A 21,354-nucleotide genomic window follows, 5' to 3' on the forward strand; every position below is an offset into this window, starting at 1 on the left:
CGATCAAGGGCCTGCCGCCCAACCTGCTGCACATCCCCACGGGCTGCGCCTTCAGCCCGCGCTGCCCCAAGGCGCAGGACATCTGCCGTTCGGAGATTCCCGCGCTGCACGACGTGGCCGAGGCGGACGGCGCGGCGCTGCCGGGCCGGCGGAGCGCCTGCCACTTCTGGAAGGAGACGATCCATGGCTGAGACCGGCAAGAAGGCCGCCGACGAGAACGCAGCCGTGGACGCGACGCCCAACGTCTCCGAGGTGCACGTGACGGACGCGAGCACGACTGCCGAGGTGGAGGCCGTCCTCGACGCGCCCGTCGAGCGCGGCGAGCCGATCCTCCAGGTCCGCAACCTCGTCAAGCACTTCCCGCTGACGCAGGGCATCCTGTTCAAGAAGCAGGTCGGCGCGGTCAAGGCGGTGGACGGGGTCTCCTTCGACCTCTACCAGGGCGAGACGCTGGGCATCGTCGGCGAGTCGGGCTGCGGCAAGTCCACCGTCGCCAAGCTGCTGATGACGCTGGAGCGGGCCACCGCGGGCGAGGTCTTCTACAAGGGCCAGGACATCACCAAGCTGTCCGGGCGGGCCCTGAAGGCAGTGCGCCGCAACATCCAGATGGTGTTCCAGGACCCGTACACGTCGCTGAACCCGCGCATGACCGTCGGCGACATCATCGGCGAGCCCTTCGAGATCCACCCCGAGGCGGCCCCCAAGGGCGACCGGCGGAAGCGGGTCCGCGAGCTGCTGGACGTCGTCGGCCTCAACCCGGAGTACATCAACCGCTATCCGCACCAGTTCTCGGGCGGGCAGCGGCAGCGCATCGGCATCGCGCGCGGCCTGGCGCTGAACCCCGAGATCATCATCTGCGACGAGCCGGTGTCCGCGCTGGACGTGTCGGTGCAGGCGCAGGTCGTCAACCTGATGGAGAAGCTGCAGGACGAGTTCAACCTCTCCTACATCTTCATCGCGCACGACCTGTCGATCGTCCGGCACATCTCCGACCGCGTCGGGGTGATGTACCTGGGGAAGATGGCGGAGATCGGCACCGACACCGAGATCTACGACCACCCGACCCACCCGTACACGCAGGCGCTGCTGTCGGCCGTGCCGGTGCCCGACCCGGACGCGCGCGAGGGCCGCGAGCGGATCATCCTGACCGGTGACGTCCCGTCGCCGGCCAACCCGCCGTCCGGCTGCCGCTTCCGCACCCGCTGCTGGAAGGCACAGGACAAGTGCGCCGAGGAGGTGCCGCTGCTGGCGGTGCCGGAGGTGTTCGCGGGCAAGACCATCCCCGCCGCCCACGAGTCGGCCTGCCACTTCGCGGAGGAGAAGCAGGTGGTGGGCGCGGCGTAGCGCCGTCCTTCTCACGACGAGTTCGCCCCGGCGCGCCCGCACAGCGGGTGAGGCCGGGGCGGACTCGTTTGCTGCTCTCCTCACCGGCAGGGTCGGCGAGGACGCATTTCTTCAAGACTCGTATCCCGTAATCGCTGTAGCGTCGTCGGCGCGTCTCAGGCGGGGACGGTCTTCGCGAGCCACATCCCCGGTGAGACGGTTGGCACGAGCTATTCGGTCGGGCCAATCAGGCATTCCTTGGCAAGAGGAGCCAGTATGGTGCGTGTTCCAAGGCGCGTCGCGAGCGTGGGTGTCGCCGCCGCGTTGCTGTTCGGCGGGGGAATCGCCACGGCCGGTTCGGCGGTGGCGGACCAGTCGGTCTCGTCCACGGCCGATTCCCAGGCGTCCGCCCTGCCGGGCGAGTGGCAGTTCTCGGGGTTTTACAGCTCCTATGAAAGTTGCCGTATATCGGGCAGGACATCCGGGACGCAGTTCTCTTGCCGGTACGACGCGAGCATCCCGGTCTGGAGGTTGTTTCTCTGGTTGTGAGAAGCGGCGGGGCAACGCGGACGTGGCTCATGCCGTCCGCGTTGCGGTTCGCTGTGTGTTCTTGAGTGGAATCGCGTGACCGTCAGCACAGAAAGGTCGGAGGGACTCCGGCGAGTGCGCGTACCTCCCGTGAGAGGTGCGCGTGGTCGGAGTAGCCGCAGTGGGCGGCGACGGCAGCGAGGTTGTCGCCGCTCCGGGCGGTGTCGGTGAGCAGGCCGAGAGCTCGGTGGAAGCGCAGGATCCGGGCGGCCTTCTTGGGGGTGCACCCCGCCTGTTCCCGGAACAGCTTCTCCAACTGGCGACTGCCGACGCCCACGCTCTCGGCCAGGTGACGGATGGGAATCCGCCCGCCGGAGATGCCGAGACGGTGCCATGCCCGGACCATCACCGGTGATGGTTCCCGGCATTGGGCGGTGTGCCGCAGAAGCAGCTCATCGAGCAGGTCGAACCGAGTGGGCCAGTCGTGCGCGGAAGCGAGACGAGGGGCGATGCGCGGCGCGTCCCGGAAGCCGGGAAGTTCGCCGCACCGCAACTGGCGGTCGACGATTTCGCGCATCGGAACGCCCAGGAACGCGGACGCGCCCGCGGGCTTCAGGATGGCGACGACGCCCCGCCTCCGGCCGGTCAGTTCGATATCGCGGGGTGTGTCGATGGGGCCGCAGAGCAGGGTGTCCCCGGCCGGTCCTGGGAACCCGTCGCCCGTGGCGTGACGGCCGGGGGCGGCGAATTCGACGAGGATGAACGGCGCGACGGAGGCGACGAGTCTCCTCCGGACCGGCGCCCTCGTGTCCTCGTCGAATCCCAGATATGACAGGACGAAAGCGGAGAGCGCGGGGTGGGGTGCCCGTTCGACGGGCACCTTGTTCCACCTCTGCCAGCAGACATTCGCTATGTCCAATTTCCGGCTTCCCTTCGCGCGCACGCTCCGGCCATGGAGCATGGGCACGGTAGCCAGGGATGCCTCGCCTTACCAGGGCGGATCTCCCCCTTGAATTACCGCGGCGGGCCGAGGGCGACCGGGAGGGAGAGGAAGCCGCGGAGGGTGGGGTGGGGTTCGTGGGTGGGTTCGGCGGTGGGGGTGGTGTCCGGGTGGGCGGCGGCGAGCTCGGTGAGGAGGACTCGGGCTTCGAGGAGGGCCAGGGGGACGCCGAGGCAGGAGTGGGGGCCGAGGCCGAAGGCGAAGTGGGGGTTGGGCGTGCGGGAGAGGTCCAGGCGATCGGGGTCGGGGAAGACCTCGGGGTCGCGGTGGGCCGAGCCGAGGAGGACGCGGACCCGGTCGCCGGCGGCGAGGCGTCGGCCGCCCAGCGTCGTCGGGGCGGTCACCGCCCGATCCTGGGCTTGGAACGGACTGTCGTAGCGCACCAGTTCGTCGAGGGCCGTCGCCGCCGGCGGGCCGTCCGGCGCGGCGAGCCGGCGAAGCGCTCCGGGGGTGCGGACGAGGGCGTTCAGGGCGTTGCCGAGCAGCCGTTGCCCCGAGTTGAGCGCGGCGAACAGCAGCGCGCACAGCGACCCCGCCAGCGCTTCGAAGGCGACCGCGCGCTCCGCCTCGTGCAGCCGCAGGTACCGCAGGACGCCGCCGCGGCGGTCGCTGCCGCCGTGGGCGTACCGGTACTCGGCGCGCAGCATCTGCCCGAGCAGGGCCCGGGCGCGCAGCCCGGCCTCGGTCTGCTCGGGGGTGGCACCGGCCGTCATGCCGCGGACGGCGTCCCGGCAGGTGCCGAGGAAGCCGTCGCGCCGGGCGAGGCCGCCGCCGAACAGCGCCCCGGCCGCGTAGGAGGCGACGGGGATCGCGAACGCGGCGACGAAGTCCGTCTCCGTCTCGGCCCGCCGCTCCGGTGCGGTCAGCAGACGCCGGGTGAACATCCGCACGTCCGCCGCCAGTTGGCCGAAGTCCTGGGCTCGGAAGGCGTCGGTGAGCAGCTCCCGCACCGGCGCCCGGTCCTCCGGCGCGAGAGTGCCCGCCCGCTCCGGCGCGAGCGGTCCCGCGTCCCGCAGCCGGCGCGGGTCGGCGGTGAACAGCGCGTCGTCCCGCAGTACGGCCAGGCAGTCCTCATACCGGGATATCACCCAGAGTCCGGATTCCGGGTGGCGGTGTACGGGGTCCTCTTGCCGCAGCTTGGTATAGACCTGATAGGGGTCGCGGAGAAAGGACGGGGAAAGCGGGTCGAAAAGCGCGCCGGCGGATGAGCGGGGCGTCAGGGAATTCCGGGACCCGGTGGGTTCCCTGGTGCTCGTCCGCCCCGGCCCGGTACACCGTGGTTCCGGCTCGCTCATCCGCGCTCCTCCTCGTCGTCCGCGACCGCCGAACTGCTCTGCAACCGACGGGGATTGGTGATTGAATGCGAGACGACGCATCGTACTGAGCGGGCGGGCCCCGGGGACAGGGAAAGCACGGAATGGAATCGGAGGACCGGTCGCCGGATTCCGCCGGCTTCTCCGGAGATCCCGTCAGTTCACCAGCAGTGCCATGTCCCACTCGGCGTGCGCGCGGCCGCCGTTGGCGTAGGCGTCCAACGCCAGGGCGATCCCGGCGGCGCCGTCCAGGAAGCCGGAGAGGTCCGCTCCGTGCAGGACGTTGGTCATGGCGGCGCGGAAGCCGAAGCGGTGGTCCTCGTGGAAGTGGGCGAGGGTGAGCGCTGCCAACTCGTCGCGCACGGCCGGAATCCGGTCGTCGTCGATGTGCTCACCGAGCAGGCCGAGGAGGTGGAGGACGCCGCCCGTGCCGTGGCAGAGTGCCGCGTCTTCCAGGCCCCAGTCCGCCACCGGGCGCTCCAGAAGGGGCAGGAGGGAGCGGTGGGCGAGATCGTGCCAGTCGGGGCGGTCGAGGGCGAGGGCGGCGAGCTGGACGGCCCGGGACACGCCGGGGGCGCCGTAGCACCAGGACGGCCGCTGCCACGGCAGACGCAGGCTTTCCGGCCCGGCGGCCCAGTGGCCGAGGGTGAGGAACGGGGGCCAGTGGAGGCCGTCACCGTCGGGCACCGCCCATCGCTCCAGCAGCCCGACCAGGTTCTCGATGGCCTCGCGCTGGCCCTCGACGGCGACGCCATGCCGCCAGGCGAGGGCGAGCAGGGCAAGCGGGCCCGGAATCCCGTGCGCCAGACCAAGGTTGAGGTGCCCGTCGGGCAGCTCGACCTCCTGCCCCTTTTTCGGTGCCGAGCGGCTCCACCAGCGCGGGACGCGGTGACCGCCGACGGTGGTGTCGCCGAGCGCGAGGCCGGTCAAGTAATCGAGGGCGGCGTGGAGTTCCTCGCGACTCCGGTCGCCGCGGGCGAGCAGGTGGCGGCCGATGCCGCTCATGCCGTAGATCGCTTCGAACTCGTGGTTGGTGGCGACGGGCCCGTCCGTGACCGCGGGCAGCGTCTTCCGGACGAGGTCGCGGTGGTAGGCGTCCAGCCGTTCCAGCGCGGAGCGGTAGCCGCCGGTGGCCCGATGGGCGATCAGCAGGGCGTACGCCGCACCGCTCGTGCCCGAGAGGATGCCCGCCGGCGCCGGCACGCCCTCGGCCACGGCCTCCAGGGCGCGCAGCAGATGGGCGTGGGCGCCCGCGATGTGCTCGGGATCGCGTGCGGTGGTGCCGCTGAAGGCGAGGGAGACGGCCGCGAACCCGCTCGGCGTCCACAGGTTCTCCCTCGGCGCTCCGTCCGGCCCGCCGGGGATGCCGGTGTCCGCCGCGACGGCGTCCGGGCCGGCGAGCGTCCGGAGCACCGCGTGCGCGACGTCCAGTGCCTCGGCCGCGTGGCGCGGCGTCCGCGCCTCATCCCTCACGTCGCCCACCGGTCCCCCCTCCGACGGTCGTGTGGCGGCGGCCCAGTTCCTCCCGTGCCATTCCGCGCAGGATGGCGTACCCGCGCTCCTCGCGCTCCCGGTCGATGCCGAGGAGCCGGTTGTGCTGCATGTGCAACAGCCCGTACAGAGCGTTCCCGTCGTGCGGCACGACGAGGTCGCCGTACGCACGGGCCTCCGGGGCGCTGTTCCACAGCTCCGCCAGGCCGGGAACCCCCAAGTGTCCGGCGAGCGCCGCCGCGGTCCTGCCCGGGCCGATGAGCCGTCTGGCCAGGGCTCGGTGCTGCTGGAAGGCGGCATGGGCGGAGCTCTTGGCGAACGCGGCGTCCACCCAGGCGCACCAGTCCCAGTCGCCCAGCGACTCCAGCAGCATCGCGTGGTTGGCGGCGGCCAGCACCTCGTCCGGCAGCTCGGCGCGCGACCGCAGGCCGGACTGGGCGAGCGCGGAGCGGCTGTCGAGATGGAAGAGGCGTTCGGCGTACGGCAGGGCGACCGGGCCGCCGTAGCGCTCGGTCTCGGGCTCGTACGCCTCCACGCTCATCCCGCGCAGCAGGCCGACCTCCCGCCACCTCCTGACGTGCCGGGCCAGCTCCGGCAGGACGTGCGAGCAGAGGGCGTCCGGGGTGCCGTGGAAGCGAACGCGCAGGTGCGGGTCGGGGTCCCGGTAGCGGATGAAGAACCAGTGGTCGACGTGGTCGCCGATGTCCTGCAGGAGGGCCGGGAGGTGGGTGGCGAGCAGTTCGGCGTGCGTGTCCTCGCCGGCGTACAGCTTGGCGTGGAGCCAGTCCTCGCCCGGGAGGCGGATGTCGTCCGGGGCCGTCGGCCCGGTCGCACGGGCGCTCGCCGGGACCGGCTCCGCCGGCCGCGGGCGGTGGACGAGGGGGATCAGCACCTCGGTCATGTGCCCGTGCGACCAGCCGAGCCCGCGGCCGTCGGCCGTGCGGTCCTCCACGACGCCGAAGCCGCCGCCGGCGCGGACCTCCCGGCGCAGCAGGGTGCGGTGCCAGGGATTGGCGAGGTCGATGCCGAAGCCCTGGTCGCCCCGGACGATCTGCACCCGGTCGGGCACCCGGTAGCGCCGGCGCCAGTCGTCCAGGGCTCGCTCCCAGCCCTCGTCGCCATTCCCGGCGGCGGCCGTGCGGAGGTGGCGGTCGGGCAGCCAGCGCTTCGGGGACAGCGTGATCCTCCCGAAGGTCACCCGGGGGAGGAAGGGGAGGTCCTGGAGGCCGTGCCAGTCCCAGTCCGTCCAGACCCGGGAGTGCGCGACGCCGATGTCGTACAGCAGCCGGGCCACGCGGGGCGCCTGCCGCTGCGGGGAGACCAGGTGCGGGACGACGGGCAGGACGCGGCGCCCGGTGGCGGGGTCGGTGAGCCGCATTCCGGAGGCATCGACGCTCACGAGGAGGCGGCGCCAGTCGAGGTGACCGTTCTCGGCGGGGTCGGCGTACACGCCCACGGGGATGCGGTGCGGCAGTAGCCGAGGCACCCGGAGCGGGTTCAGGGCCCGGGCCGCGCGCGGCCGGAAGACGACTTGGGCGGGCAGTGTCCGCCCGTCGTCGAGCCGGCCCAGCAGCGCGGCCAGTTCCTCGGTGGCACCGGCCTGTTCCGCGAACCGGGCGGCCGTCGCGCCGGCCGTCCAGGACCCGGAGTGCGGCCCCTGGACCAGGGTAAACTCCCCGCGGTCCAGGGCCTCGGCGCTGTCGGCCAGGAGCTGGAAGCAGAGCTCCAGCGAGTCAGGACCCGCCGCCTCCCGTTCCGCCTCGGACAGCTCGTCGTCCGCCGCGAGCAGGCGCAGCACCTCGTCGTCCAGGCGGATCTCGTCGTCGCCGCCGGACAGCGCCTCCTGCACCAGCTCGGTGACCAGTCGGCGCCGCTTCCGGTCGACGGCGTCCCGCGGCTCGGGCGCCGGCGGTTCGTCCGCGTCGGCGCGGTCACGGTAGGCGGCGGGGAACCCCAGGCCGCGGTGCGGGTCGACGAGTTCGCCCAGCGGCACGCGGGCCGTCATGCCGTACCGCTCCATGAAGGCGTCGCAGTACTCCCGCAGGTGGGAGAAGCCGGCGGCCTTCCGCGAGACGGTCCACATCGCCGACGCGTAGCGCCGGGCCTCCTCGACGACGACGGGCGGGATCCGGACGTCCGCGTCCGTCCGCAGGTCCACCTGGAGGGGCGGGTGCGGGGTGCCGTCGGTGGTGCCGGTCGCCCGGAGGGCCCGGTGCCAGGCGTCCTCGCCCTCGCCGGGCGCGGCCTGTTCGTAGGCGCGGACGGCGTCGCGGACGGCGCGCAGCCGTTCCGCCGCTTCCGGCAGCGCCTCGACGGCGGCCTCGACCCGGTCGAGGGTCCTCCCGTCGAGGTGCGGTTCGTCGAGCGAGGTGAGCAGGAAGCCGTGCCGGATCAGCTGAGCCAGGGCGGCGTCGATCCGCTCGGCCGGGGAGTCGGGGAACGTCGCGGCCGCCTTCTCCAGCAGCCCGCCGTAGGGCTCCGGCGCGGCGGCGGTCTCGCACACCCAGGCGACCAGGGCGGTGTGCCGTACGGAGAGGTCGCGCGGTGCGGCCGGCAGGATCAGCCGCCCGCCGCGAATCCGGCAGAGGTTGTTCGCGACGACGTGGACGCGGCCGCGGACCTCGGGCGCCTCCAGCCACCGCCGGACGCGCTCCTCCAACCAGGCGCCGTCGAGGCGGACCGTCTTCTGCCCCGGCCCTCGGATCTCCAAGTGGGCGGACGGGCCGGTGCGGGCGGTGGTCACGCCCGCGAAGAGGCCGAAGGGGGTGGGCCTGCCGCGGTGCCGCAGCGCGTACCGGGTGAGGGAGAGCGCCGCGCCCGTCAGGCGTTTGGGAGGCAGCTCGGTGCCGGAGGCGAGCCGGTCGAGGCTATCCGCGAGACTGCCGCTGGCGACCCGGACCGCCTCCCGCAGCAGCGGATCGGCGGCGAGGGCGAGGACGTCGGGCGCGGTCCCCGTGGCGACGGGCGGGAGGGCGCGGGTGCGCGGCGCGCCGGCCATGCGGACGAACAGGGGTCCGGCGCTCTCGTAGTGGTCGTACTGCACGACGGTGTCCCTCGGGGATCGGCTCCGGACCGGACGGGGGTGCCCCGGGGGCGGACCGAGCCGCCCCCGGGGTGTGCTGCAGCCGTGTGGATCAGGTGCAGTTCCAGCAACGGGCGCGGGTGTTCCAGCTGTTGCAGGTGCTGGTGTAACCGCCGAATTCGGTGGCGGAGAAGTCCGCCTCCGGAACCTGGACGTCGATGTCCAGGTCGGTGATGTCCACGTTTTCCTGACGGGTGGGGAGCGAGCTGATACGCATGTAAAGCTCCTGACAGTCGATGCACGGCCGTTGCCGGCCGCGCGGCTGGAATAGCGTTCGACGAACTGCCGGTGACTGTAGGCCGGGGCATTAGGGCCGATCAAGAGTTCTTCGCAAAGGGATGCTGGTATTCCCTTGTCCGCTTTGCCTGAGTGGCTCGGCATTCATGGCTGTTGCCCCATGCATTGATCGACCGAGGGTGATCGCGTGCGCGCGGGCCGTGGTGAGCCGCCGGAAATTCTCCGGTCGCGGGTGCTTGGGTCAGCCGCCCAGACAGGAGCCGTGAACGCGAAACGAACCGGAGAGCGCGGTGCTTTTCACAAACGGTGGGTTGAATTCCTGTGGCGCTGTGCGGCTATGGGAAAGGTGCGCGTTTTGCCGGGCAGTGGGGTGGAGTGGGTGGCGAGGTGGTTACGGAGCGGGCGGCGCGGCGGCTTTGGCGGGTGCCCCGGGAAAATTGGTTCAGTTCACCAGCAGTGCCATGTCCCAGCCGGCGTGTGCGCGGGCGCCGTTGGCGTAGGCGTCGAGGGCGAGTGCGGTGCCGGCGGCGCCTTCCAGGAAGCCTGGGACGTCGGCGCCGAGTGGGGAGCCGGTCATGGCGGTGCGGAAGCCGAAGCGGTGGTCTTCGCGGTAGTGGGCGAGGGTGAGTGCCGCCAACTCGTCGCGAACAGCGGGGATGCGGGCGTCGTCGATGTGCTCGCCGAGCAGGCCGAGGATGTGGAGGAGGCCGGCCGTGCCGTGGCAGAGGCCGGCGTCTTCCAGGCCCCAGTCCGTCACCGGGCGTTCCAGGAGGGGCAGGAGGGAGCGGTGGGCGAGGGCGTGCCAGTCGGGGCGGTCCAGGGCGAGGGCCGCGAGCTGGACGGCGCGGGAGGCGCCGGGGGCGCCGTAGCACCAGGAAGGGCGCTGCCGGGACAGGCCGAGCGCCCGGGGGCCGCCGGTCCACTGCTCCAGGGAGAGGTGGAAGGGCCACCGGAGGCCGTCGCCGTCGGGCTCGGCCCACTGCTCCAGCAGTCCTACCAGGTTCTCGATGGCCTCGCGCTGGCCTTCGACCGCGACGCCCTGCCGCCAGGCGAGGGAGAGCAGGGCCAGCGGGCCTGTGATCCCGTGCGCGAGGCCGAAGTTGAGGTGGCCGGCGGCGAACTCCCGCTCTCGGCCCTTCCTGGGGGTCGCCAGCGCCCACCACCGCGGGACCCGGTGCCCCGCGTGGACGACGTCGCCCGACGCCAGGGCGACGAGGTGGGACAGGACGGCGCGGAGCTCGGGCTCGCAGGCGGCGCCCCGCGCCAGCAGGTGCCGGCCGATGCCGCTCAGGCCGCGGATCACCTCGAACTCGCCGTTCGTGGCCGCGGGTTCCGTCACCGGGCGGGGGAGCGCCTTCCGGACCAGGATCCGGTGGTACTCGTCGAACCGGCCGAGCGCCTCCCGGTATCCGCCGGTGGCCCGGTGGGCGACCAGCACGGCGAAGGCGGCGGACCCCTTCCCCTGGTGGAGGCCGGAGCCCTCCGCCGCGTCCCCCGTCACGCCCAGCGCGGCGCGCAGGCAGGCGTGGGCCCGCTCGGCGTGGCCGGCGCCGGTGGCCCGGGTGCCGCTGAACGCGAGGGCGAGGCCCGGGTACCCGCCCAGGGAGAGGCCGGACCAGAGCTCCGCGTCACCGGGGCGGTCACGCCGTCCCGGATCGTCCGGGAAGCCGACGCCGGCCGCCACCGACTCGGGATCGGCGAGCTTGTCCAGTGTGCGGGCGACGACCGCGAGCGCCGCGGCGCCGTGGCGGGGTACGGGCACGTCACGCCTCCTGGCGTACGCCGGCCGGGCGCCGGGCGTGCCGGAGCCGCCCCAGGCGGTCCCGCGCCACGCCGCGCAGGACCGCGCGGGCCCGCTCCTCGCCGGCGGGGTCGAGCCCCAGCAGCCGCACGTACTGCATGTGCAGCAGGGAGCGGAGGATCCGGTCGCGGTGGGGGAGGGGCAGCGCGCGGAAGGCCCGGGCCTCCGGGGGGTCGGACCAGAGGTCCGCGAGTGCGGGGAGGGAGAGGCGGTCCGCCAGCGCCGCGGCCGTCCGGCCCGGTACGACGAGACCGGCGGCCGACTCGCGGTGCCGTTGGTACACGGCGTGGGCGGGCCCCTTGGGGAACGCGCCCGCCGCCCAGGAGGCCCAGTCCGGTCCGTACGCGGCGTCCAGCAGGACCGCGTGGTTGGCGGCGGCCAGGACGGCGTCGGGTGGCGGGGGCCCACCGCGCCGGGCCGCGAGCTGCAGCAGGACCGATCGGCTGTCCAGATGGAAGAGGCGTTCCGCGTGCGGCAGCACGCCGGGGCCGCCGTAGCGGTCCGTCTCCGGCATGTAGGCGTCCAGCGTCATCTCCCGGACCAGCCCGGCGTCCTGCAGGTCCCGTACGTGACGGGCCAGTTCGGGCAGGACGTGGGTGGCGAGCGCCTTCGCCTCGCCGTGGAAGCGGAGGCGCAGGTGCGGCTCGGGGTCCCGGTAGCGGATGAAGAACCAGTGGTCGACGTGGGCGTCGACGGCGCGGAGCAGGGGCGGTAGGTGGGCGGCGAGGAGCTCGTCGTGGAAGCTCTCGGCCGCGTAGAGCTTGGCGTGCAGCCAGTCCTCGCCCGGCAGGTGGCGGGTGCGGACGTCGGCGGGGCGCGGTGTGGTGGGACGCGGTGTGGTCGGGAGCTCCGGGGCCGGCGCGGCGGCTCGGACGGCCGGGGCGGTCTCCCTGACGCCCGGGATGGCTTCCCGGCCCGGCGCCGCCTCCCGCCCCCGGGAGCGGCGGACGAACGGGATCAGCACCTCCGCGCCGTACCCCCCGGCCCAGCCCAGCTCCCGGCCGCCGGCCGTCGGGTCCTCGACGACGCGCGCGGCGTCGCCGGCGAGGATCTCGTGGCGCAGCAGGGTGCGGTGCCAGGCGTCCGTCAGGTCGAGTCCGAAGCCGCGGTCCGCTCGGGCGAGCTGCACCCGCTCCGGCACCCGGTAGCGGTCCCGCCAGGCGGCCACGGCGGCGTCCCAGCCCTCCGGCCGCGCGGCGGCCCGGCGCAGGCTCCGGTCGGGGAGCCACCGCTTCGGGGAGACGACCACCCTGCCGGAGGTGACCCGGGGCAGGACGACGAGGAGGTCGTCCAGGCCGTGCCAGTCCCAGCCGGGCCAGGCCGGGGTGCCGCCGTGGGCGAGGTCGGCGAGCAGCCGGGCCGCGTGCGGCGCCTGGTGGAGGGTGAGCATGTGCGGGACGACGGGCAGGACGCGGCGCCCGGTGCCGGGGTCGGTGAGCCACAGCCCCGAGCCGTCCGCGGCGACGAGGAGGCGGCGCCAGTCGAGGTGGCCGTCCTCGGCGGGGTCGGCGAACGCGCCCACCGGGATGTGGTGCGGGAGGAACCGGGGGACCTGGAGCGCGGTGAGGGCGCCGGGAGCGTGCGGCCGGAAGACGACCTGCGCCGGCAGCGCGTCCCCGTCGTCGAGCGCCCCCATGAGCCGGGCGAACGCGCCGGTGGTGCCGGTGAGTTCCGTGAAGCGTCCGGCCGTCGCGCCGGCGGTCCAGGAGCCCGGGTGGGCGCCGCCGACCAGCCGGAAGTCGCCGCGGGCCAGGGCGGCGGGACTGTCGGACAGCAATTGGAAACAGAGCTCCGACGAGCCCGGTTCCGCCCGCGGTTCGGGGTCGTCGGGCCGGTCCGGCGCCAGGTGGGCGAGGACGTCGGGGGTGAGCCGCAGCTCGTCGCCCTCCCCGGCCAGGGCCTCCTGCGCCAGCTCGGCGAGCAGCCGGCGCCGGGCGCGGAAGGCGTGGTCGACGGCGCCCGGCGCCTCCGGTGCGCCGGGGGCCGTCCGGTAGGACGCCGGGAAGCCGAGGCCGCGCTGCGGGTCGACGAGTTCGCCGAGCGGTACGGACGCCGTGCCGTACCGCTCCAGGAAGGCCGACCGGTAGGCCGCCAGGGCCCCGGCCGGGGGCCGGTCCGGCGTGATCTCCCGCAGCACCGACACGTACCGTTCGGCCTCGTCGAGGACGGCCCGCGGGACGCGGACGTCGGCGTCCAGGCGGAGGTCCACCCGGACGGGCGGGACGGCCGGCGCCACGTCGTCCGGGACGCCCGCCGCCCGGAACACCGTGCGCAGCGCCGTCCCGCCGGCGCCGGGCGGCGTGCGTTCGTAGGCCGCCAAGGCCGCGCGGACGGCCCGCAGTTCCTCCGCCGCCCGGGGGTCCGCGGCGACGGCCGCCTCGATCCGGTCGAGCGTCTCCTCGGCGGGGCCGGGACGGTCGAGCGAGGTGAGCAGGAAGCCCTTCCCGGTCAGCACGGCCAGGACGTCGTCGAGCCGCTCGGCCGGCGCGCCGGGGAAGGCCGCGACGGCGCGGTCCAGGAGGTCGCCGTAGCGGACGGGGGCGGCGGCCGCGTCCCGCACCCAGTCGACCAGGGCGGTGCGCCGGACGGAGATGTCCTGCCCGCCGGCGGGCACCAGCAGCCGGCCGCCGTGTACCCGGCACAGGTCGTTGAGGACGACGTCGAGCCCGTGCCGGACCTCCGGCACCGCCGTCCAGACCCGCAGCCGGTCGTCCAGCCAGGCCCCGTCGGGGCGGGCGGCCTTCCGCCCGGGGCCGCGCACCTCCGCCCCCGCGTCCGGGCAGACCCGTGCGACGGTCACCCCGGCGAGGAGCCCGAAGGGGGTCGTCCGGTCCGCGTGGCGCAGGGCGTACCGGGTGAGCGACAGGGCGGCCTTGCGCAGGCGCTTGGGCGGGACGGCGGCGCCGGCCTCGAGCCGGTCGAGGAGAAGGGCGAGATCCGGGCTGGCCACCCGGACCGCTTCCCGGAGCAGAGGGTCGGCGGCGAGCGCCCGGAGATACGGGAGCGGGTCCGTCCCGTCGAAGGCGGGCAGGCGCCGGGTGCGCGGGACGCCGGCCATGCGGACCAGCAGGGGCCCGGCCGCCTCGTAGTGGTCGTACCGCATGTCTCTTCCTCGCTCGGTGCGGTGGCACGAAAGGCCGGGTGGCATGAAAACCCGGGTGCCACGAAAACCCGGAGGGCGCGGGGGACGCCCTCCGGGAGTCGGAGTCGGTCAGCAGACCGGGCAGCGCCCGATCACGCCGCCGCCGCTCCACCACGGGCCGGACCCGGCCTTGCGGTCGAAGTCGGCGGTGACGTCGGATTCCGTGACCGTGACGTCGAGGTCCAGCTCCGCGATGTCCGCGTATCCCTCGCTGACGTCGAACGATTTCGTGTGCGGCATGGAAATCTCCTGACTGCTCGTGGTGCGGCCCGGTCGGCTTCGCGAGCCCGAACGGGTTCGGTCGATCCGTGGCGATCTTAGGAGCGGGAAACGACGCCGGACAAGGGTGTCCGGGGTAACACTTTTCGCTTTCCCCTTTCCTTGGATGTCCGCCGTTCCGGAATATCTGCCCTCCTTTTCGGTGCGTGGCAGAAATGGGCGTCATAAAAGGCGGGGTGATTGCGGGTGAAAGGGTGCCCGGCCGTCCCGGAGTCCCCGCGGCGGGTGCTCCGGGGGCCCGGCGGCGCGGCCGGAGCCCCGGATGGGGAGGCGCTCTTCGGTGGTCCGCCCGGTGGTCCGCCCGGCGGTCCACCGCGTCCGCCCGCGCTCCCGCATCCGGGCGGTTTCTCGCCGTCGGGCCGCACGTTCGGCGGCCGGGGAAGTGCATCGAGTGATCCGATTGGCGATATTTGTCCCTGCGTCATGTGTTCCGTGTCATATGTTCCGCATCATGTGTTCTGCGTCGGCGTCCCGCCGCGCCCCGGCCCGACCATGTCACCGGCCCCGGCCCCCGAGGAGGCAGTCCATGCGAGGAGGCGTACGGAGCCGGGCCGGGGCCGCTCTCTGTGTCGTCGGGCTCGCCGCCGCGGCCGCCGCCGGGTGCGGGGGCGGGGTGGACGAGCGGGCGGTGGGGGTGGTGCGGGCGTCGTGGGGGGATCCGCAGAACGCGCTGGAGCCGGCCAACACCAACGAGGTGCAGGGCGGCAAGGTGCTCGACCTGATCTTCCGGGGGCTCAAGCGGTACGACCCGAAGACCGGCGCCGCCGAGGACATGCTGGCCGAGAGGGTCGAGTCGGACGACGCCCAGAATTTCACCGTCCGTCTCAAGGACGGCTGGACGTTCAGCAACGGGGAGAAGATCACCGCGCAGTCCTTCGTGGATGCCTGGAATTACGCGGCGCTGGTGGACAGCCGGCAGAAGAACGCCGCTTTCTTCTCCTATGTCGACGGTTACGAGAAAGTCCATCCGGTGAAAGGCGAGCCGACCGCGAAAACCCTTTCCGGGCTCGTTGTGAAAGACCCCCGGACTTTCACCGTGAAACTCCGCACCAAGTTCTCCACCTGGCCCGACACCCTGGGCTACCCGGCCTTCGCCCCGCTGCCCCGCGCCTTCTTCGAGGACCACGCGGGCTGGCTGCGGAAGCCCGTCGGCAACGGCCCGTACGCGATCGACGCGTACACCCGGGGTTCGGTCATGCGGCTCAGCAGATGGGACGGCTACCCGGGCCCGGACAAGGCGGAGAACACCGGCGTGGAACTCCGCGTCTACACCGACAACAACACCGCGTACACCGACCTCCAGGCCGGCAACATCGACCTCGTCGACGACATTCCCAGCACCCAGCTGAGAAACGTCCGGAAGGACCTCGGGAACCGCTACATCAACCAGCCGGCCGGCATCCTCCAGACGCTCGTCTTCCCGCTGTACGACGAGAGGTGGTCGAAGGCCGGGATGGAGAAGGTCCGGCGGGGGCTGTCCATGGCGATCGACCGGGAGCAGATCACCCGGCGGATCTACCGCGGCACCCGGACGCCGGCCGGTGACTGGACGTCACCCGTGCTCGGCGACAAGGGCGGCTACAAGTCCGGGCTGTGCGGCGACGTCTGCACCTACGACCCGGGCCGCGCCAAGGAGTTGATCCAGGAGGGCGGCGGGCTCCCCGGCGGGCGGGTCACCCTCAGCTCCAACGTCGACACCGGGTCCCACCGCGTCTGGATGGACGCCGTGTGCAACAGCGTCAACAACGCCCTCGGCGACGACCGCGCGTGCACCGTCAACCCCATCGGCACCTTCGCCGACTACCGCAACAAGATCACCCAGCAGCGGATGACCGGCCTGTTCCGCTCCGGCTGGCAGATGGACTACCCGCTCATCCAGAACTTCCTCCAGCCCACCTACTACACCGACGCCTCGTCCAACTACGGGAAGTTCGCCGACGCCCGCTTCGACCGGCTCGTCGACGAGGCCAACGCCGAGTCCGACACCGGGAAGGCGGTCGCGAAGTTCCAGGACGCCGAGCGGGTCCTCGCCGAGCTGATGCCGGTGATCCCGCTCTGGTACCAGAACGGGAACGCCGGCTACACCGCCGGCCTCTCCGACGTGACGCTCAACCAGTTCAGCGTGCCCGTCTACGAGCGGATCAAGGTCAAGTGACGCCCGTCTCCACCGCGCCACGAGGAGGGGTCCCATGGGACGGTATGTGATCCGCCGGCTGCTCCAGATGATCCCGGTGTTCATCGGCAGCACGTTCCTCATCTTCTTCATGGTCTACGCGCTCGGCGACCCCGTCGCCGCCCTCTTCGGCGACAAGGCGCCCGACCCCGCCGTCGCCGCCCGCATCCGCGCCGAGCTCTACCTCGACCAGCCGCTGTGGAAGCAGTACCTGCACTACATGGGCCAGATCCTCACCGGTGACTTCGGCACCGCCTTCACCGGACAGCCCGTCCTCGACCTCATGGCGGACGCCTTCCCGGTCACCCTGCGGCTGACGATCGTCGCCGTGGCCTTCGAGGTCGCCGTCGGCATCGCCCTCGGCGTCGTCAGCGGGCTGCGACGCGGCCGGCCGGCCGACACCTCCGTGCTGATGGTCACCCTGATCGTCGTCTCGGTCCCCACCTTCGTCAGCGGCTACCTCCTCCAGTACCTCTTCGGCGTCAAGTGGGCGCTCGTCGCCCCGTCCGTCTCGCCCGAGGCGACCTTCGCCGAACTGCTGCTGCCCGGAGCCGTCCTGGGCCTGGTGTCGCTCGCCTACGTCACCCGGCTCACCCGCACCTCGCTCGCCGAGAACGCCCGCGCCGACTACATCCGCACCGCCGTCGCCAAGGGCCTCCCGCGCCACCGCATCGTCCTCCGGCACCTGCTGCGCAACTCGCTGATCCCCGTGGTCACCTTCATCGGCGCGGACATCGGCGCGCTGATGGGCGGCGCCATCGTCACCGAGCGGATCTTCAACATCCACGGCGTCGGCTACCAGCTCTACCAGGGCATCCTCCGGCAGAACTCGCCCACCGTGGTCGGCTTCGTGACCGTCCTCGTCCTCGTCTTCCTCCTCGCCAACCTGATCGTCGACCTCCTCTACGCCGTGCTCGACCCGAGGATCCGCCATGTCTGAGCCCCCGTACCCGCCGCCGAACCCGGAAGGGCCGGCCCCCGCCGGCCCGCTCGGTTCCCTCGGCCCCGTCAGCCCCGGCGACGGCGGCGCCGCGCGGCTGGCGTCCCGCGAGGCGGAGTCCCTGGAGCGGCCTCCCGGGAAGCCCGCGGAACCGGCCCCGCCCGCCCCCGAGAAGGCGCGCAGCCTGTGGTCCGACGCCTGGCACGACCTGCGCCGCAACCCCGTCTTCCTGCTCTCCGCGCTGGTCATCGCCTTTCTGCTGCTGATCGCCGTCTGGCCGGGGCTGGTGGCGGGCGGCAACCCGCTCCAGTGCGACCTCGCCAAGTCCCAGGAGGGCTCCCAGCCCGGCCACCCCTTCGGCTTCGACGCCCAGGGCTGCGACGTCTTCACCCGCACCATCCACGGCGCCCGCGCCTCCATCACCGTCGGCGTCTGCGCGACGGCCGGCGCCGCGCTGCTCGGCAGCGTCCTCGGCGGGCTCGCCGGGTACTACGGGGGATGGTGGGACGGGCTGCTCTCGCGGCTCGCCGACGTCTTCTTCGGCATCCCCATCATCCTCGGCGGCCTCGTCTTCCTCTCCGTCGTCACCGGCGGCTCCGTCTGGCCGGTGGTCGGCTTCATCGTCCTGCTGGGCTGGCCGCAGATCTCCCGCATCGCCCGCGGCGCCGTCGTCGCCGCCAAGCAGCACGACTACGTCCACGCCGCCCGCGCCCTCGGCGCCGGCGACCGCCGGCTGCTGCTGCGGCACATCGCGCCCAACGCGGTGGCCCCCGTCATCGTCGTCGCCACCATCGCCCTCGGCACCTACATCGCCCTGGAGGCCACGCTCTCCTTCATCGGCGTCGGCCTCAAACCACCCACCGTCTCCTGGGGGATCGACATCTCCAACGCCTCCAACCAGATCCGCAACGCCCCCCACATGCTGCTCTGGCCGGCCGGGTTCCTCAGTGTGACGGTGCTCGCGTTCATCATGCTCGGCGACGCGGTGCGCGACGCCCTCGACCCCAAACTGCGCTGAGGAGGCGGCCCGTGAGCGACGCCCTGCTGGAAGTCCGCGACCTGCACGTCGAGTTCCGTACCCGGGATGGCGTGGCCAAGGCCGTCAACGGCGTCAGCTGCTCGGTCGACGCCGGGGAGACGCTGGCCGTGCTCGGCGAGTCCGGCTCGGGCAAGTCGGTGACCGCGCAGGCCGTCATGGGCATCCTGGACTCGCCGCCCGGCCGCGTCACCGGCGGTCAGGTCCTCTTCCGCGGCCAGGACCTGCTCACCATGGGCGCCGAGCACCGCCGCCGGCTGCGCGGCGACCGGCTCGCCATGATCTTCCAGGACGCCCTGTCGGCGCTCAACCCGGTGCTCACCGTCGGCGCCCAGCTCGCCGAGATGTACGAGGTCCACCAGGGCATGACCCGCAGGGACGCGCGGGCCCGCGCGATCACCCTGATGGACCGGGTGCGGATCCCGGCCGCCAAGGACCGGGTGGGGGACTACCCGCACCAGTTCTCGGGCGGGATGCGCCAGCGCATCATGATCGCGATGGCGTTGGCGCTGGAGCCGGACCTGATCATCGCCGACGAGCCGACGACCGCCCTCGACGTCACCGTCCAGGCGCAGGTGATGGACCTGCTCGCGGAGTTGCGGCGGGAGTACGACATGGGGCTCGTCCTCATCACCCACGACCTGGGCGTCGTCGCCGACGTCGCCGACCGGATCGCGGTGATGTACGCGGGACGCGTCGTCGAGAACGCACCCGTCCGCGACCTGTACGCCGCACCCGCCCACCCGTACACCCAGGGCCTGCTGGAGTCCGTCCCGCGCCTGGACCGCAAGGGCAAGGAGCTGCACGCGATCAAGGGCCTGCCGCCCAGCCTCGTCAACATCCCGCCCGGCTGCCCCTTCCACCCCCGCTGCCCCAGGGCCCGGGACGTCTGCCGCACCGACCGGCCGCCCCTCTTCCCGGTGGCGCCCGGCCGCAGCAGCGCCTGCCACTTCTGGAAGGAGACCCTCGATGCGAGCCGGAGCTGACTCGACGCGAGCCGGAGCTGACTCGACGCGACCCGCAACGGAGCAGAGCCGTGACGCGAGCCGGGGAGACCGCTGATGCGTGCTGACGGCGGGGCCGTCCTGGAGGTACGCGACCTGGTCAAGCACTACCCGCTGACCCGCGGCGTCCTCGTCCGCCGGCAGGTCGGCGCCGTCCGGGCCGTCGACGGCGTCTCCTTCGACCTGCGCCGCGGCGAGACCCTGGGCGTCGTCGGGGAGTCCGGCTGCGGCAAGTCCACCCTGGCCCGGCTGCTCGTCAACCTCGAACGGCCCACCGCCGGGCGGATCCTCTACAAGGGCGAGGACATCACCCGGCTGTCCGGCCGGGCCCTGAAGGCGGTCCGCCGCAACATCCAGATGGTCTTCCAGGACCCGTACACGTCGCTGAACCCCCGCATGACCGTCGGCGACATCATCGGCGAGCCCTTCGACATCCACCCGGAGGCGGCCCCCAAGGGCGACCGGCGCCGGCGGGTGCGGGAGCTGCTGGAGGTCGTCGGCCTCAGCCCCGAGCACGTCAACCGGTACCCGCACCAGTTCTCGGGCGGGCAGCGGCAGCGCATCGGCATCGCCCGCGGGCTCGCCCTGCGCCCCGAGATCATCGTCGCCGACGAGCCCGTCTCGGCGCTGGACGTCTCCGTGCAGGCCCAGGTCGTCAACCTGCTGGAACGGCTCCAGGACGAGTTCGAGCTGTCGTACGTCTTCATCGCCCACGACCTGTCCGTGGTCCGGCACATCTCGGACCGGGTGGCCGTGATGTACCTCGGCCGCCTGGTGGAGGCGGGCACCGACGCCCAGATCTACGACCACCCCACCCACCCCTACACCCAGGCGCTGCTGTCGGCCGTCCCGGTGCCGGACCCGTCCGTCCGCACCCGCCGCGACCGCATCCTGCTGGTGGGCGACGTCCCCTCGCCCGCGAACCCGCCCTCCGGCTGCCGGTTCCGCACTCGTTGCTGGAAGGCGCGGCGCCGGTGCGCCGAGGTCGTGCCGCCGCTGGAGGTCCCGGAGGCGTTCCGGGAGAGCGGCGGCCCGGCGGCCCACGTGTCCGCCTGCCATTACGCGGGGGAGCGGCGGGTGGTGCCGGCGGGAGACGTGGGGGACGCGAGGGATGTAAGGGGCGCGGGGGACGCGGGGGACGTCGGGGACTGAGACCGCCCCCGCGGCGAGCCCGCGAACGCCTCCCCGCCGGCCGACAAGTACGGTCCGAGGGCCGCTGTCCACGCGGCCAGGGGAGGGTGGCCGGTGGAAACCGACGATGAGTTGCTGGTGCGGTCGGCGGGGGAGGCGCGGGCCTTCGAGCCGCTGGTCGGGCGGCACGCGACCGCGCTGCACGGGTACTTCGCGCGCCGGGCGCCCGCGGCGGCGGACGACCTGCTCGCGGAGGCGTGGCTCCAGGCGTTCACGGCGCGCGGGACGTACGACCCGGCGCGCGGCACGGCGCGCGCCTGGCTGTTCGGGGTGGCCCGCAACGTGCTGGCGGCGCACTGGCGCGGGGAGGCCCGGCACCGGCGGACCGTACCGGCGGACGAATCCAGCAGCGACCCGTGGCACGCGGTCGACCGGCGGCTCGACGCGGCGGCGGTGGCGCCGCTGATCCGCGAGACCCTGGCCGAACTCCCGCACGTGGAGCGGGAGCTGATGCTTCTCGTCGCCTGGGAGCAGCTGAGCCCCACCGAGGCCGCCGCCGTGGTCGGCGTCCCCGCCGGCACCGCCCGCTCCCGGCTGCACCGTGCGCGCGCCCGGCTGCGCGCGGCCCTCGGCCAGTCCCGGACGCTCCCCCTGACAGGAGACCTCACATGAGCGGGAACGACCACAACGACCACAACGACCGCAACGATCGCAACGACGGCAAGGAGCAGGACTTCCTGGACTTCCCCGGCGCCGACCGGCTGCGCGCGGCGGGCCGCGTGGAACCGCCCACGGCCGACGCCGTCGCGGCGGCCCTGGACGCCGTACGGGCCGCCGCCCGCGCCGAGGAGGGGAGCGCGCCGGGGGGCGCGAC

General features: G+C 73.3%; 18 protein-coding genes. 9 read left to right on the forward strand and 9 right to left on the reverse strand.

Annotation, left to right across the window (positions count from 1 at the left end; all coding sequences use genetic code 11):
- On the forward strand, nt 1-191 hold a 191-nt coding region (locus tag JNW98_RS28770), incomplete at its 5' end, for an oligopeptide/dipeptide ABC transporter ATP-binding protein (RefSeq protein ID WP_372459344.1).
- A complete protein-coding gene (locus JNW98_RS28775) occupies nt 184-1,344 on the forward strand; it encodes an ABC transporter ATP-binding protein (protein WP_223771237.1) in 1,161 nt (386 codons plus the stop codon). The genes JNW98_RS28770 and JNW98_RS28775, both read left to right, overlap by 8 nt.
- A 209-nt stretch (nt 1,345-1,553) precedes the next feature.
- On the opposite strand, the gene JNW98_RS28780 is transcribed toward JNW98_RS28775, so the two are convergent.
- The 9 genes from JNW98_RS28780 to JNW98_RS28820 form a co-directional block, all read right to left on the reverse strand.
- Complete coding sequence (locus JNW98_RS28780) at nt 1,554-1,712, reverse strand: hypothetical protein (protein WP_223771238.1); 159 nt, start codon at nt 1,710-1,712, stop codon at nt 1,554-1,556.
- A gap of 242 nt (nt 1,713-1,954) precedes the next feature.
- A complete protein-coding gene (locus JNW98_RS28785; RefSeq protein WP_223771239.1) occupies nt 1,955-2,770 on the reverse strand; it encodes a helix-turn-helix domain-containing protein in 816 nt (271 codons plus the stop codon).
- Nucleotides 2,771-2,865: 95 nt separating this feature from the next.
- Complete coding sequence (locus tag JNW98_RS36735; protein WP_223771240.1) at nt 2,866-3,939, reverse strand: cytochrome P450; 1,074 nt, start codon at nt 3,937-3,939, stop codon at nt 2,866-2,868.
- Nucleotides 3,940-4,320: 381 nt separating this feature from the next.
- Nucleotides 4,321-5,646 carry a lanthionine synthetase C family protein gene (locus JNW98_RS28795; protein WP_223771241.1) on the reverse strand — a complete coding sequence of 442 codons (1,326 nt, stop codon included), beginning with the start codon at nt 5,644-5,646 and terminating at the stop codon, nt 4,321-4,323.
- Nucleotides 5,627-8,698 carry a lantibiotic dehydratase gene (locus tag JNW98_RS28800; RefSeq protein WP_223771242.1) on the reverse strand — a complete coding sequence of 1,024 codons (3,072 nt, stop codon included), beginning with the start codon at nt 8,696-8,698 and terminating at the stop codon, nt 5,627-5,629. Before JNW98_RS28800 ends, JNW98_RS28795 begins: the two co-directional genes overlap by 20 nt.
- Nucleotides 8,699-8,789: 91 nt before the next feature.
- On the reverse strand, nt 8,790-8,954 hold the full coding sequence (locus JNW98_RS28805; protein ID WP_223771243.1) for a hypothetical protein: 165 nt from the start codon (nt 8,952-8,954) through the stop codon (nt 8,790-8,792).
- Nucleotides 8,955-9,416: 462 nt separating this feature from the next.
- Nucleotides 9,417-10,736 carry a lanthionine synthetase C family protein gene (locus JNW98_RS28810; protein ID WP_223771244.1) on the reverse strand — a complete coding sequence of 440 codons (1,320 nt, stop codon included), beginning with the start codon at nt 10,734-10,736 and terminating at the stop codon, nt 9,417-9,419.
- A 1-nt stretch (nt 10,737) separates the two neighbouring features.
- Nucleotides 10,738-13,878 carry a lantibiotic dehydratase gene (locus JNW98_RS28815; protein ID WP_223771245.1) on the reverse strand — a complete coding sequence of 1,047 codons (3,141 nt, stop codon included), beginning with the start codon at nt 13,876-13,878 and terminating at the stop codon, nt 10,738-10,740.
- Nucleotides 13,879-13,986: 108 nt separating this feature from the next.
- Complete coding sequence (locus JNW98_RS28820; RefSeq protein ID WP_223771246.1) at nt 13,987-14,157, reverse strand: hypothetical protein; 171 nt, start codon at nt 14,155-14,157, stop codon at nt 13,987-13,989.
- Between the two features lie 565 nt (nt 14,158-14,722).
- Between JNW98_RS28820 and JNW98_RS28825 the strand changes: the two genes are divergently transcribed.
- The 7 genes from JNW98_RS28825 to JNW98_RS28855 all read left to right on the forward strand — a co-directional run.
- Nucleotides 14,723-16,351 carry a peptide ABC transporter substrate-binding protein gene (locus JNW98_RS28825; protein WP_223771247.1) on the forward strand — a complete coding sequence of 543 codons (1,629 nt, stop codon included), beginning with the start codon at nt 14,723-14,725 and terminating at the stop codon, nt 16,349-16,351.
- Between the two features lie 34 nt (nt 16,352-16,385).
- Entirely contained in the window at nt 16,386-17,309 is a 924-nt protein-coding gene (locus JNW98_RS28830; protein WP_223771248.1) for an ABC transporter permease, read from the forward strand.
- Entirely contained in the window at nt 17,302-18,327 is a 1,026-nt protein-coding gene (locus tag JNW98_RS28835) for an ABC transporter permease (protein WP_223771249.1), read from the forward strand. Before JNW98_RS28830 ends, JNW98_RS28835 begins: the two co-directional genes overlap by 8 nt.
- A gap of 11 nt (nt 18,328-18,338) precedes the next feature.
- Nucleotides 18,339-19,331 (forward strand): ABC transporter ATP-binding protein, encoded by a 993-nt coding sequence (locus JNW98_RS28840; protein ID WP_223771250.1) that lies wholly within the window; start codon nt 18,339-18,341, stop codon nt 19,329-19,331.
- A gap of 75 nt (nt 19,332-19,406) precedes the next feature.
- Nucleotides 19,407-20,501 (forward strand): ABC transporter ATP-binding protein, encoded by a 1,095-nt coding sequence (locus JNW98_RS28845; RefSeq protein WP_223771251.1) that lies wholly within the window; start codon nt 19,407-19,409, stop codon nt 20,499-20,501.
- Between the two features lie 93 nt (nt 20,502-20,594).
- Nucleotides 20,595-21,152: an RNA polymerase sigma factor gene (locus JNW98_RS28850; protein ID WP_223771252.1), complete on the forward strand. Its 558-nt coding sequence runs from the start codon at nt 20,595-20,597 to the stop codon at nt 21,150-21,152.
- The coding region (locus JNW98_RS28855) for a hypothetical protein (protein WP_223771253.1) at nt 21,149-21,354 on the forward strand (206 nt) is incomplete at its 3' end. The genes JNW98_RS28850 and JNW98_RS28855, both read left to right, overlap by 4 nt.

Source organism: Streptomyces huiliensis (genome assembly GCF_020037025.1).
Classification (GTDB): Bacteria; Actinomycetota; Actinomycetes; order Streptomycetales; family Streptomycetaceae; genus Streptomyces; species Streptomyces huiliensis.

Excerpts from the sequence above, each read along its gene's own strand:
- JNW98_RS28775 (WP_223771237.1), top strand. The coding sequence starts at position 184 with ATGGCTGAGACCGGCAAGAAGGCCGCCGACGAGAACGCAGCCGTGGAC.
- JNW98_RS28805 (WP_223771243.1), bottom strand. The coding sequence starts at position 8,954 with ATGCGTATCAGCTCGCTCCCCACCCGTCAGGAAAACGTGGACATCACC.
- JNW98_RS28815 (WP_223771245.1), bottom strand. The coding sequence starts at position 13,878 with ATGCGGTACGACCACTACGAGGCGGCCGGGCCCCTGCTGGTCCGCATG.
- JNW98_RS28820 (WP_223771246.1), bottom strand. The coding sequence starts at position 14,157 with ATGCCGCACACGAAATCGTTCGACGTCAGCGAGGGATACGCGGACATC.
- JNW98_RS28825 (WP_223771247.1), top strand. The coding sequence starts at position 14,723 with ATGCGAGGAGGCGTACGGAGCCGGGCCGGGGCCGCTCTCTGTGTCGTC.
- JNW98_RS28830 (WP_223771248.1), top strand. The coding sequence starts at position 16,386 with ATGGGACGGTATGTGATCCGCCGGCTGCTCCAGATGATCCCGGTGTTC.
- JNW98_RS28835 (WP_223771249.1), top strand. The coding sequence starts at position 17,302 with ATGTCTGAGCCCCCGTACCCGCCGCCGAACCCGGAAGGGCCGGCCCCC.
- JNW98_RS28845 (WP_223771251.1), top strand. The coding sequence starts at position 19,407 with ATGCGTGCTGACGGCGGGGCCGTCCTGGAGGTACGCGACCTGGTCAAG.